This window comes from Cellulosimicrobium sp. NPDC055967, assembly GCF_042269845.1.
Classification (GTDB): domain Bacteria; phylum Actinomycetota; class Actinomycetes; order Actinomycetales; family Cellulomonadaceae; genus Cellulosimicrobium.
The window spans coordinates 128,458-141,019 of the sequence record NZ_JBHJYJ010000001.1 but is presented as its reverse complement, the minus strand read 5'-3'; the positions used below and the strand labels follow the sequence as shown (position 1 = coordinate 141,019).

The following is a 12,562-nucleotide window of genomic DNA, read 5'->3' as shown; positions in this document are numbered from 1 at the left end:
GGACGAGAAGACGGGCGGCGGCACGCCGGTGCCGCAGCCCGAGGAGGTCTCCGGACCGCGGTCGGGCGACCTGGTGACCGGGGCGGGCGCGCCGCGCACGCTCGAGGTCGTCGAGGTGCGCGAGGGCATGTTCGGCGTGCACGGCTCGGGCGACACGTCGGGGTACGGCGGGCTCGTCCAGCCCGTCGCGATGCCCGGCGCGAGCCCGCGGCCGTACGGCGGCTGGTTCGACGAGGTCGTCGACGTCCTCGCGGAGGTCCTCGCCGAGGGCGGCACGCGGTTCGAGGCCGCGGTGGAGCGCGTCGTGGTGGACCCGCCGGGTGCGCACGCCGAGCTGACGCTCCACGTGCACCGCGACCACCTCGTCGACGTGTGCCGCGCGCTGCGCGACGACCAGGACCTGCGGTTCGAGCTGAGCCTGGGCGTGAGCGGCGTGCACTTCCCGCACGACGTCGGCCGCGAGCTGCACGCCGTGTACCACCTCACGTCGATCACGCACGGGCGCCGGCTGCGCCTCGAGGTGTCGGTGCCCGACGCCGACCCGCACGTGCCGAGCACGACGTCCGTCTACCCGACGAACGACTGGCACGAGCGCGAGACGTGGGACTTCTTCGGCATCGTCTTCGACGGCCACCCGTCGCTCGCGCGCATCGAGATGCCCGACGACTGGCCGGGCCACCCCCAGCGCAAGGACTACCCGCTCGGCGGGATCCCCGTCGAGTACAAGGGCGCGACCGTGCCCCCGCCCGACACGAGGAGGTCGTACTCGTGAGCACGCACACCACCGGCGCCCCCGGCGCCGCACCGCGATCGACCCGGCCGCCGGTCGGGGACTTCGACGAGGGCGTCCCGAGCTTCGAGGCGTCGGGCGGCGACTGGGCGGACATCGCCGAGAGCGCCGTCGCGGCGGCGGCGCTCGGCGAGGAGCGCATCGTCGTCAACATGGGGCCGCAGCACCCGTCCACGCACGGCGTGCTCCGCCTCATGCTCGAGATCGACGGCGAGACCGTCACCGAGGCACGGTGCGGCATCGGCTACCTGCACACCGGTATCGAGAAGAACATGGAGTACCGGACGTGGACGCAGGGCGTCACGTTCTGCACCCGCATGGACTACCTCGCGCCGCTGTTCCAGGAGACGGCGTACTGCCTCGCGGTCGAGAAGCTGCTCGGCATCACGGACGACGTCCCCGAGCGGGCGAGCGTCATCCGCGTGCTCATGATGGAGCTCAACCGCATCGCGTCCCACCTCGTGTGCCTGGGCACCGGCGGCAACGAGATGGGCGCGACGACCGTCATGACCATCGCGTTCACCGCGCGCGAGGAGATCCTGCGGATCTTCGAGGCGGTCACGGGCTTGCGCATGAACAACGCCTACGTGCGTCCCGGCGGCGTCGCGCAGGACGTGCCGCCGGACCTCGTCGAGCAGGTCCGCGAGGCCGACCCGCTCATCCGCCGGTACCTCGGCCAGCTCGGCGACCTCCTGCTCGCCAACCCGATCTTCAAGGGCCGCCTCGTCGGGGTCGGGCACCTCAGCCTCGCGGGCTGCATGGCGCTCGGCATCACCGGGCCGGTGCTGCGCTCGACCGGGCACCCGTACGACGTGCGCAAGTCCGACCCGTACTGCGGCTACGAGACGTACGACTTCGACGTCCCCACCGCGACCGGCGCCGACAGCTACGACCGCGTCGTGCTGCGGCTCGAGGAGTGCTACCAGTCGCTGCACATCGTCGAGCAGTGCCTCGAGCGCCTCGAGAGGACGGCCGGGCAGCCCGTCATGGTGGGCGACCGCAAGATCGCGTGGCCGGCGCAGCTCGCGATCGGCAGCGACGGCCAGGGCAACTCGCTCGACCACATCAAGGAGATCATGGGCACCTCCATGGAGGCCCTGATCCACCACTTCAAGCTCGTCACCGAGGGCTTCCGCGTCCCGGTCGGCCAGGCGTGGCAGACCGTGGAGCACCCGCGCGGCGAGCTCGGGGTGCACGTCGTGTCCGACGGCGGCACGCGCCCCTACCGGGCGCACTTCCGCGACCCGTCGTTCAACAACCTCCAGGCCGTGGCAGCGATGTGCGAGGGCGGCCAGGTGGCCGACGTCGTGGTCGCCGTCGCGTCGCTGGATCCCGTGCTGGGAGGGGTGGACCGATGACCATCGACGCCGGACCTGCGACGAACGGCGCGCCCGCCGGCGGGCCGCGCCCCGGGTACGACGCGGAGACGACGGCGCGCCTCGCCGCCGACGCCGCGCAGATCGTCGCGCGCTACCCCGAGTCGCGCTCGGCGCTGCTGCCGATGCTGCACCTCGTGCAGTCCGAGGACGGCTACGTCTCGCGCGACGGCATCCTGTTCTGCGCGGAGCGGCTCGGCCTCACCGCGGCCGAGGTCTCCGCCGTCGCGACGTTCTACACGCAGTACAAGCGCCACCCCAACGGGACGTACACCGTGGGCGTCTGCACCAACACGCTGTGCGCGATCATGGGCGGCGACGCGATCTTCGACGAGCTCTCCGACCACCTCGGCGTCGGCCACGACGAGACGACCGAGGACGGCGCGATCACGCTCGAGCGCGTCGAGTGCAACGCGGCCTGCGACTACGCGCCGGTCATGATGGTCAACTGGGAGTTCTTCGACAACCAGACCCCCGGCTCGGCGACCGACGTGGTCGACCGTCTCCGGGCGGGCGAGGCCGTCGCCCCGACGCGCGGCGCCGCGAGCGTGTGCTCCTTCAAGCAGATGAGCCGCATCCTCGCGGGCTTCCCCGACGGTCGCGCCGACGAGGGCGTCGGCGCCGGCGAGCCCACCCTCGCCGGCCTCCGCCTCGCGCGCGAGCAGGGCTGGACCGCCCCCGGTACCGACCAGGCCTCTACCTCGCCGGACCAGGCCTCTACCTCGGCAGGTGGGGCAGACGCCGCCTCCTCCGCCGCAGGCGAGGGCACGCCCGAGAAGCCGGTCACCGGCGGCGAGCAGTCGAGCGCCGAGCGGAAGCCGACGACCGGCGCCGACGTCGACCCCGGCGGCAAGGCCGAGTCTCCCGGCACCCAGCCCGACCCGTCGAAGGGAGCGGACGCATGAGCGAGCAGCAGGGCACCGTGGCCCGGCCGACCCCGGACCCGCTGACCCCCGTCCTGTCGGACACGTGGGACGCGGACCGGTCCTGGACGCTGGCGTCGTACGTGGACCGCGGCGGGTACGCCGGGCTGCGTGCGGCGCTCGCCCAGGACCCGGCGGACGTCGTCGCGACGGTCAAGGCGTCGGGCCTGCGCGGCCGCGGCGGCGCGGGCTTCCCGACGGGCATGAAGTGGGGCTTCCTGCCCGCGCCCGACGGCGGGCCGCGCTACCTCGTCGTCAACGCGGACGAGTCCGAGCCGGGCACGTGCAAGGACATCCCGCTGATGCTGGCGAGCCCGCAGGCGCTCGTGGAGGGCGTGGCGATCACGTCGTACGCGATCGGCTGCGACCACGCGTTCATCTACGTGCGCGGCGAGGTGCTGCACGTGTACCGCCGCCTGCTGCGCGCGGTCGAGGAGGCCTACGAGGCCGGATTCCTGGGCAAGGACGTCCAGGGCTCGGGCTTCGACCTCGACGTGACGGTCCACGCGGGTGCCGGCGCGTACATCTGCGGCGAGGAGACGGCGCTGCTCGACTCGCTCGAGGGGCGCCGCGGGCAGCCGCGGCTCAAGCCGCCGTTCCCGGCGGTCGCGGGCCTGTACGCGCGCCCGACGGTCGTCAACAACGTCGAGTCCATCGCGAGCGTGCCGTCGATCGTCGCGCGCGGCGCCGACTGGTTCACGTCGATGGGTACCGAGCGCTCGGCCGGGTTCGGGCTGTTCTCGCTGTCCGGCCACGTGACGCGGCCGGGGCAGTACGAGGCGCCACTGGGCACCACGCTGCGCGGTCTGCTCGACATGGCGGGCGGGATCCGGGGCGGCAAGAAGCTGAAGTTCTGGACGCCGGGCGGCTCGTCGACGCCGCTGTTCACGGACGCGCACCTCGACACGCCCCTCGACTACGAGTCGGTCGCGGCGGCGGGCTCGATGCTCGGCACGCGCGCGCTGCAGCTCTTCGACGAGACGACGTGCGTCGTGCGGGCCGTGAGCCGGTGGACGGACTTCTACGCGCACGAGTCGTGCGGCAAGTGCACCCCGTGCCGCGAGGGCACGTACTGGATGAAGCAGGTCCTGGCGCGCATCGAGGCGGGCCGGGGCACGGAGTCCGACCTCGACCTGCTCCTCGACACGTGCGACAACATCCTGGGCCGCGCGTTCTGCGCGCTCGGCGACGGCGCCACGTCTCCGGTGACGAGCAGCATCGAGCTGTTCCGCGACGAGTACGAGGCGCACATCACGGAGCACCGCTGCCCGTTCGACCCCGCCGCAGCGGCCCTCTTCGACTACACGCCCCGCCCGGCCCGCGTCCTGACGGCAGGAGTGCACTGATGACGACCACGACCCCCGCCCCGGGCACCGGCTCCGCCGCCGCTCCCACGGGTGGCGCGGCCAAGCCCCCGGTCCCCGCGGACCACGTGACGTTCACGATCGACGACGTCGAGATGTCGGTGCCCAAGGGCACGCTCGTGATCCGCGCGGCCGAGCAGATCGGGATCCAGATCCCGCGGTTCTGCGACCACCCGCTGCTGGAGCCGGCGGGCGCGTGCCGCCAGTGCCTCGTCGAGGTGGCGACGCCGGACCGCGAGGGCAACGTCCGGCCCATGCCGAAGCCCCAGGCGTCGTGCACGCTCGAGGCGACGCCCGGCATGGTGGTCAAGACGCAGCGCACGAGCCCGGTCGCCGACAAGGCGCAGCACGGGATCATGGAGCTGCTGCTCATCAACCACCCGCTCGACTGCCCGGTGTGCGACAAGGGCGGCGAGTGCCCGCTGCAGAACCAGGCGATGAGCAACGGTCGCGCGACGAGCCGGTTCGTGGACGTCAAGCGCACGTTCCCCAAGCCGATCGCGGTCTCGACGACGATCCTGCTCGACCGCGAGCGCTGCGTCCTGTGCCAGCGGTGCACGCGCTTCTCCCAGGAGATCGCGGGCGACGTCTTCATCGACCTGCAGAAGCGCGGGGCCGCGCAGCAGATCGGCCGGTTCGACGAGGCGGTCCTCGACTTCGCGCCGCCCGCGGGACAGGCGCCGGGCGACCGCCCGGTCGGGCTCGCGCTCGAGGACGAGTCGGGGCTGCCGTTCGCGTCGTACTTCTCCGGCAACACGGTGCAGATCTGCCCGGTGGGCGCGCTCACGGGAGCGGCGTACCGGTTCCGGTCGCGCCCGTTCGACCTCGTCTCGACGCCGTCGGTCGCGGAGCACGACTCGTCGGGCTCCGCGATCCGCGTCGACCACCGCCGCGGCGTCGTGCTGCGCCGCCTCGCGGGCGAGGACCCGCTGGTCAACGAGGAGTGGATCACCGACCGGGACCGCTTCGCGTTCACGTGGCAGTCCGCGCCGGACCGCCTCACGCACCCGCTCGTGCGCGACCGCGAGGTCGCCCCGGACGGGTCGGTGACGCGCGGCGAGCTGCGCCCCGCCTCGTGGGCGGAGGCGCTCGAGGTCGCGGCCGACGCCCTGACCCGGGCACGCGACGCCGGAGGCGTCGGCGTCCTGCCGGGCGGGCGCCTCACGGTCGAGGACGCGTACGCGTACGCGAAGCTCGCCCGGACCTGGCTGCGCACGAACGACGTCGACCACCGCGCCCGCGCCCACAGCGCGGAGGAGGCGGACTTCCTCGCGCACGCCGTCGCGGGGCGCGCCGTCGGCCACGCCGGCGGGGTGACGTTCACCGACCTCGAGAAGGCGCCCGCCGTCCTCCTCGTCGGCCTGGAGGCCGAGGAGGAGGCGGGCGTGACCTTCCTGCGCCTGCGCAAGGGCGCCGTGCGGAACGGGGTGCGCGTGTTCTCCGTCGCGCCGTTCGCGACGCGCGGCGTGCAGCGCATGCACGGCACGCTGCTCCCGGCCGCGCCGGGCACCGAGGCCGAGTGGCTCGACGGCATCGCCGCGGGCGACCAGGTCCGCACGCTCGACGAGGCCGAGGGCACCGACCTCCTCGCCGAGGTCAGCGACGCGCTGCGGGCACCCGGTGCCGTGATCCTCGTCGGCGAGCGGCTCGCCGCGACGCGCGGCGGGTACAGCGCGCTGCTCCGCGCGGTCGCCGCGACGGGCGCGCGGCTCGCGTGGGTCCCGCGCCGCGCGGGCGAGCGCGGCGGCGTCGAGGCCGGCACCCTGCCGAACCTCCTGCCGGGCGGACGGCCTGTCGCCGACGCGGCGGCCCGCGTCGACGTCGCGACGGTGTGGGGCGTGACCGCCACCGACGCGCAGCCGACGGGTCTGCCCGCCACGGCGGGCCGCGACGTCGGGGAGATGCTCGACGCCCTGTCCGTCGGCCAGCTCGCGGGCGTGCTCGTCGGCGGCCTCGAGCTCGACGACCTGCCGGACCCCGCGCACGCGCGCCGCGCGCTCGAGGCGGCGGACGTCGTCGTCTCGCTCGAGGTGCGGCGTTCGGCGGTGACCGAGCTGGCGGACGTCGTGCTCCCCGTGGCGCCGCCCGTCGAGCGCGAGGGGGCGTTCGTGAGCTGGGAGGGCCGCGTGCGCCGGTTCCCGGCGGCGCTCGCCTCGACGGCGATGACGGACCACCGCGTGCTCGACGCGCTCGCCGACGCGGCGGGCGTCAGCCTCGGCCTCGGCACCGTGGACGCGGTGCGCGCCGAGCTGGACCAGCTCGTGGGCGACGGCGCGTGGGACGGCGAGCGCGCCGCCGCGCCGGCCGTCGAGACCACCGAGCCGCCCGCCGTCGCACCCGGGACCGCGGTCCTCGCGAGCTGGCGGCTCCTGCTCGACGACGCGCGCGGCCAGGACGGCGAGCGCTACCTCGCGGGGACGGCGAAGCGCCCGGTCGCGCGGCTGTCTGCGACGACGGCGGCTGCGGTCGACGTGTTCGACGGCGACCTCGTGCGCGTCTCGACGGACCGGGGAGCGGTCACGCTCCCGGTGGTGGTGACCGACATGGTCGACCACGTGGTGTGGCTGCCGCTGCGGTCGCCGGGGTCGTCCGTGCACGCGGCGCTCGGCGCCGTGCCGGGCGACGTCGTCCGGCTCGGGCCTGGGAGCACCGACGGAGGGGAGGACGCATGACCGGCGCGCACCTGGTCCACGCGCTCGCGGCCGAGACCCCGGGCGTGCCCGGGATCACCGCGAACTTCTCGCAGGACAACGGCTGGACGTACCTCGTCAAGGCCGTCCTCATCCTCGTGTTCCTGCTGACGAGCGTGCTGTTCGCGATCTGGTTCGAGCGCAAGGTCGTGGCGCGCATGCAGGTGCGCCCAGGCCCCAACTGGCACGGCCCGTTCGGCCTGCTCCAGTCGCTCGCCGACGCGATGAAGCTCCTGCTCAAGGAGGACATCACCGTCAAGGCGGCGGACAAGTTCGTCTACCTGCTCGCGCCGATGATCTCCGTGTTCTGCGCGCTGCTGGTGTTCGCGGTCGTCCCGTTCGGGCCCGAGGTGCAGATCCCGTTCACGGACTACGTGACGCCGGCGCAGCTCACCGACTTCCCGGTCGCGACGCTCTACATCCTCGCGTGCGCGTCGCTCGGCGTGTACGGGATCGTGCTCGGCGGCTGGTCGTCCGGGTCGACGTACCCGCTGCTCGGGGCGGTCCGCTCGACGGCCCAGGTCATCAGCTACGAGCTCGCGATGGGCCTCTCGCTCGTCTCCGTCTTCCTCATGGCGGGGTCGATGTCGACCTCGCGCATCGTCGACTCGCAGACGCAGCTGTGGTGGTTCCTCCCGCTCCTGCCGGCGTTCGTCATCTACGTGATCTCGATGGTCGGCGAGACGAACCGTCTGCCCTTCGACCTCCCCGAGGCCGAGGGCGAGCTCGTGTCCGGGTACATGACCGAGTACTCGTCCATGAAGTTCGCGTGGTTCTTTCTCGCGGAGTACATCAACATGCTCAACGTCTCCGCGGTCGCGACGACGCTGTTCCTCGGCGGGTGGCGCGCCCCGTGGCCGCTCTCGGCGATCAACGACGGCATGTTCAACGAGGGCTGGTGGCCGATCCTCTGGTTCCTCGTCAAGGTCTGGGCCGTCATGTTCTTCTTCGTGTGGGTCCGCGGCACGCTGCTGCGCCTGCGCTACGACCAGTTCATGCGGTTCGGCTGGAAGGTCCTCATCCCGTTCGCCCTCGCGTGGCTCGTGCTCCTCGCCGTCGCGCAGGCCGTGCGCCAGTTCCTCGACGTCGACCTCCGGGTCTTCGTCGGCATCGCCGTCGCGCTGGCCCTGGTGGTCGTGGTGGTCGTCTGGTTCTGGCCCGAGAAGAAGGCCCCACCCGGAGCGACGCCCCGCGCCGCGGGCACCGGGCCCGAGCCGTTCGACGCGTTCGCGGGCGGGTTCCCCGTCCCGCCGCTGCCGGGCCAGTCGCTCCCGCCCTCGCCCCGCCGTCGTGCCCTCGTGCCCGACGACGCGGGGTCGCCCGGGGCGTCCGGCTCGCCGGGCACCGGTGCCCCCCGAGACACACCGCACGACAAGGAGGTCGACCGTGGCTGACGACCAGAAGCCGGGCGGGCCCGGCGAGTACGAGGTCCGGCGCCCCCAGGCGAAGGGACTGCGCGAGGCGCTCGCGCCCGTCGCCGGGTTCGGCGTGACCTTCGCCTCGATGTTCCGGCCGACGGTCACCGAGCAGTACCCGCGCCAGAAGGTGCCGACGAAGCCGCGGTACCACGGGCGGCACCAGCTCAACCGGTACCCCGACGGGCTCGAGAAGTGCATCGGCTGCGAGCTGTGCGCGTGGGCGTGCCCCGCGGACGCGATCTACGTCGAGGGCGCGGACAACGCGGACCTGCCCGACGGCGGCCACATGTCGCCGGGCGAGCGGTACGGCCGCGTCTACCAGATCAACTACCTGCGCTGCATCTTCTGCGGGCTGTGCATCGAGGCGTGCCCCACGCGCGCGCTGACGATGACCAACGAGTACGAGCTCGCCGGGCCGACGCGCGAGGGCATGATCTGGGAGAAGCAGGACCTGCTCGCGCCGCTCCAGGAGCGGATGCTCGCCGCGCCGCACCCGATGGTGCCCGGGACCTCGGACACCGAGTACTACCGCGGGGAGGTGAGCGGCCCGGTGGCCGAGCAGGTGGAGTGGGTGCGCGAGCACCGACCGGACGACCCGACCCTCCCGCCCGAGCCGACGGGACCGCCGCCGGAGGTCCGGCGGGTCGCGCAGTCGTCGGGTCGGTCGGCCCGGAAGGCCGCCCGGTGACCGCGAGCGGCGGCGAGGCGGTCCTCTTCTGGGTCCTCGCCCCCCTCATGGTCCTCGCGGCGCTCTCGCTGCTCTTCGCGCGCAAGGCGGTGCACGCCGCCATCGCGGTCATGTTCGTCATGGTCGACCTCGCGATCCTCTACATCGCGCAGGAGGCGTCGTTCCTCGGCGTCGTCCAGGTGGTCGTCTACACCGGCGCCGTGATGATGCTGTTCCTCTTCGTCCTCATGCTCGTCGGGGTCGACGCGTCGGACTCGCTCGTGGAGACGATCCGCGGGCAGCGCTGGGTCGGCGTGCTCCTCGGGCTCGGTCTCGGGGTCGTGCTGGTGGGCGTGGTCGCGCAGGCGACGTTCCCGCCGTCGGTCGGGCTCGAGCTCGCCAACGCCGCGACCAACCCCGTGGCGCTCGCCCGCGTGCTCTTCGCGGACTACGTGTTCGCCATGGAGGTCGTGGGCATCCTGCTCATCACCGCGGCGGTCTCCGCGCTCGTGCTGACGCACCGGCGGCGCCTCACCCCGAAGGTGGGGCAGCGCGAGCAGGCCGACGCGAAGGTCGCGGCGCTGCCCGCGGGCGGCCGGCTCACGCCGCTCGCCGCGCCCGGCGTCTACGCGCAGAACAACGCCATGGACACCCCGGCGCTCGACCCGCAGGGCCGGCCCATCGAGGAGTCGGTCTCCCGCATCCTGCGCATCCGCGGTCAGGAGCGGTCGGCCGGGGCGATCCTCGAGGCCGAGCGCGAGGTGCTCGTCGAGCACGAGCCGCTGCGGGCGCTGCCCGCGCTGCGGGCCCAGGACGCGAACGAGCGCACGGTGCAGGCCGCGACCGCCGACCAGCCGCAGGGCGAGGCGCCCGCCGGCGAGGTCGGCGGGCCGGACGACCCGGGCCGGTCCCGCGTGCCCGGCGGCACCGCGGACGCGGTGCCCGACGGGAACCCCGCCGCGACCCGGGGAGGAGAGGACTGATGGAGCTCACCAACTACCTCGTGCTCGCGGCGATCCTGTTCTCGATCGGCGCCGCGACCGTGCTGCTGCGGCGCAACGCGATCATCGTGTTCATGGGCATCGAGCTCATGCTCAACGCGACGAACCTCGCGTTCGTCACCTTCGCCCGCATGCACGGTGACGTGACCGGGCAGGTGCTCGCGTTCTTCGTCATGGTCGTCGCGGCGGCGGAGGTCGTCGTCGGCCTCGCGATCATCGTGTCCATCTTCCGCACCCGTCGGTCCGCCTCGGTCGACGACGTCAACCTGCTCAAGAGCTGAGGGGCCGGCACCGATGACGACGCTCCTTCCCGCCCTGCCCACGGCGAGCGGACTGCTGGCCGCGACCGACGTCGTGCCTGCGTCCGAGACCGTGCCGGGCGCGTTCCTCGCGGCACCGTTCCTGGTGCTGCTCCCGCTCCTCGGGGCGGCCGTCCTCCTCCTCGCCGGTCGCCGCAGCGACCGCTGGGGCGCGTGGTTCGGCGTCCTCATGTCGGGCGCCGCGTTCGTGGTGGGCCTGGTCCTCTTCCTCGTGATGCTCGGGCTGCCCGTCGACGAGCGCGTGGTCGACTTCCGCATCGGTGACTGGATCGTCTCCGGTGGTCTCGACCTGGCGATGGGCCTGCGGATCGACCCGCTGTCGCTGACGTTCGTGCTCCTCGTGACGTTCGTCGGCACGCTCATCCACGTCTACGCGGTCGCCTACATGGCGCACGACCGCGACCGGCGCCGGTTCTTCGCGTACCTCAACCTGTTCGTCGCGGCGATGCTCGTCCTCGTCCTCGCCGACTCCTACCTCCTGCTGTTCGTCGGCTGGGAGGGGGTGGGCCTGGCGTCGTACCTGCTCATCGGGTTCTGGAACCACAACCGCGCGTACGCGGTCGCGGCGAAGAAGGCGTTCGTCATGAACCGCGTGGGCGACATCGGCCTGATCGTGGCCCTCATGCTCATGTTCGCGACGTTCGGCGCGGTCGACTTCACCACGGTGTTCGCGCAGGCGCCCGAGGCGTCGACCGCGGTGCTCACCGCGACGAGCATCGCGCTCCTGCTCGCCGCGTGCGGCAAGTCGGCGCAGTTCCCGCTCCAGGCGTGGCTCGGGGACGCGATGGCCGGCCCGACGCCGGTCTCCGCCCTCATCCACGCGGCCACCATGGTCACGGCGGGCGTCTACCTCGTCGTGCGGTCGGCGCCGATCTTCGAGGGCGCGCCCACCGCCCAGCTCGTCGTCGTGATCGTCGGCGCGGTGACGCTGCTCTTCGGGGCGATCGTCGGCTGCGCCAAGGACGACATCAAGAAGGCGCTCGCCGCGTCGACCATGTCCCAGATCGGGTACATGATCCTCGCCGCGGGGCTCGGGCCGATCGGGTACGCGTTCGCGATCTTCCACCTCGTGACGCACGGCTTCTTCAAGGCCGGGATGTTCCTCGGCGCGGGCTCCGTCATGCACGGCATGGACGACCAGGTCGACATGCGCCGGTTCGGCGGCCTCGCGCGGTACATGAAGATCACCTGGATCACGTTCATGATGGGCTGGCTCGCGATCCTCGGGATCCCGCCGTTCTCCGGCTTCTGGAGCAAGGACAAGATCATCGAGGCGGCGTTCGTCCCCGTCGACGGCGAGCCGTGGCGGGCGTGGGTCTTCGGCGGCGTCGCGCTGCTCGGTGCCGGGATCACCGCGTTCTACATGTCGCGCCTGTTCTTCATGACGTTCTCCGGACGCCGTCGCTGGAACGACGGCAGCGGGTCGGCGGACGGGCTCGGCCCGCAGGACGGCCCGGTCCAGCACCCGCACGAGTCCCCGCGGCTCATGACGTGGCCCATGATCGTCCTGGCGGTCGGCTCGGTGGCGCTCGGCGGCATCCTCGCCGCGGGCTCGCGGTTCGTCACGTGGCTCGAGCCCGTCACCGGGCACGCCGAGCACCACGAGCCGGTCCTGCCGGTGTGGTCGCTCATCACCCTGACGCTCCTCCTGGTCCTCGCGGGCGCGGCGCTCGCGTGGCGGCAGTACGCGATGTCGAGCGTCCCGGTCCGCGCGCCGCGGGGCTCCGTGCTCACGCGTGCCGCCCGCCGCGACCTGTACCAGGACGACGTCAACGAGGCCGTGTTCATGCGGCCCGGCCAGTACCTCACGCGCTCGCTGGTCTACGCCGACAAGGAGATGGTCGACGGCGGCTGGATGGGCCTCGCCGGCCTCGTCGGCCGGATCGGGGAGTGGCTGCGCGGGTGGCAGAACGGCTACGTGCGCTCGTACGGCGCGACGATGCTCGGCGGCCTCGTGGTGATCGTCGCCGTCGTCCTCGCCCTGACCACCGGCTCCGCGAGCTGAGAGGGAGA

General features: G+C 73.0%; 10 protein-coding genes. All 10 read left to right on the top strand.

The window, feature by feature from the left end:
- Positions 1–70: 70 nt before the first annotated feature.
- From ACFC2L_RS00660 to nuoL, 10 genes are read left to right on the top strand one after another with little or no spacing between them, the layout of a single operon-like run.
- A complete protein-coding gene (locus ACFC2L_RS00660) occupies positions 71–772 on the top strand; it encodes an NADH-quinone oxidoreductase subunit C (protein WP_375822742.1) in 702 nt (233 codons plus the stop codon).
- Positions 769–2,148 carry an NADH-quinone oxidoreductase subunit D gene (locus ACFC2L_RS00655; RefSeq protein WP_375822321.1) on the top strand — a complete coding sequence of 460 codons (1,380 nt, stop codon included), beginning with the start codon at positions 769–771 and terminating at the stop codon, positions 2,146–2,148. Before ACFC2L_RS00660 ends, ACFC2L_RS00655 begins: the two co-directional genes overlap by 4 nt.
- A complete protein-coding gene (gene nuoE, locus ACFC2L_RS00650; RefSeq protein ID WP_375822320.1) occupies positions 2,145–3,071 on the top strand; it encodes an NADH-quinone oxidoreductase subunit NuoE in 927 nt (308 codons plus the stop codon). The genes ACFC2L_RS00655 and nuoE overlap by 4 nt, the downstream gene beginning before the upstream one ends.
- Positions 3,068–4,435, top strand: a complete 1,368-nt coding sequence (gene nuoF, locus ACFC2L_RS00645) for an NADH-quinone oxidoreductase subunit NuoF (protein ID WP_375822319.1) — start codon at positions 3,068–3,070, stop codon at positions 4,433–4,435. The genes nuoE and nuoF overlap by 4 nt, the downstream gene beginning before the upstream one ends.
- A complete protein-coding gene (locus ACFC2L_RS00640; RefSeq protein ID WP_375822318.1) occupies positions 4,435–7,125 on the top strand; it encodes an NADH-quinone oxidoreductase subunit G in 2,691 nt (896 codons plus the stop codon). Before nuoF ends, ACFC2L_RS00640 begins: the two co-directional genes overlap by 1 nt.
- Entirely contained in the window at positions 7,122–8,537 is a 1,416-nt protein-coding gene (gene nuoH, locus ACFC2L_RS00635) for an NADH-quinone oxidoreductase subunit NuoH (protein WP_375822317.1), read from the top strand. The genes ACFC2L_RS00640 and nuoH overlap by 4 nt, the downstream gene beginning before the upstream one ends.
- Entirely contained in the window at positions 8,530–9,249 is a 720-nt protein-coding gene (gene nuoI / locus ACFC2L_RS00630) for an NADH-quinone oxidoreductase subunit NuoI (protein WP_375822316.1), read from the top strand. The genes nuoH and nuoI overlap by 8 nt, the downstream gene beginning before the upstream one ends.
- The gene (locus ACFC2L_RS00625; protein WP_375822315.1) at positions 9,246–10,211 is read left to right on the top strand and encodes an NADH-quinone oxidoreductase subunit J; all 966 of its coding nucleotides are present in this window, start codon (positions 9,246–9,248) and stop codon (positions 10,209–10,211) included. Before nuoI ends, ACFC2L_RS00625 begins: the two co-directional genes overlap by 4 nt.
- Positions 10,211–10,510 carry an NADH-quinone oxidoreductase subunit NuoK gene (nuoK, locus tag ACFC2L_RS00620; protein ID WP_047234414.1) on the top strand — a complete coding sequence of 100 codons (300 nt, stop codon included), beginning with the start codon at positions 10,211–10,213 and terminating at the stop codon, positions 10,508–10,510. Before ACFC2L_RS00625 ends, nuoK begins: the two co-directional genes overlap by 1 nt.
- A gap of 13 nt (positions 10,511–10,523) precedes the next feature.
- Positions 10,524–12,554 carry an NADH-quinone oxidoreductase subunit L gene (nuoL, locus tag ACFC2L_RS00615; RefSeq protein WP_375822314.1) on the top strand — a complete coding sequence of 677 codons (2,031 nt, stop codon included), beginning with the start codon at positions 10,524–10,526 and terminating at the stop codon, positions 12,552–12,554.
- Positions 12,555–12,562 lie beyond the last annotated feature (8 nt).

Bases quoted from the DNA above. Each gene is read 5' to 3' on its own strand.
- nuoL (WP_375822314.1), top strand. From the start codon at position 10,524: ATGACGACGCTCCTTCCCGCCCTGCCCACGGCGAGCGGACTGCTGGCC.
- nuoF (WP_375822319.1), top strand. From the start codon at position 3,068: ATGAGCGAGCAGCAGGGCACCGTGGCCCGGCCGACCCCGGACCCGCTG.
- ACFC2L_RS00640 (WP_375822318.1), top strand. From the start codon at position 4,435: ATGACGACCACGACCCCCGCCCCGGGCACCGGCTCCGCCGCCGCTCCC.
- nuoK (WP_047234414.1), top strand. From the start codon at position 10,211: ATGGAGCTCACCAACTACCTCGTGCTCGCGGCGATCCTGTTCTCGATC.
- nuoE (WP_375822320.1), top strand. From the start codon at position 2,145: ATGACCATCGACGCCGGACCTGCGACGAACGGCGCGCCCGCCGGCGGG.
- nuoH (WP_375822317.1), top strand. From the start codon at position 7,122: ATGACCGGCGCGCACCTGGTCCACGCGCTCGCGGCCGAGACCCCGGGC.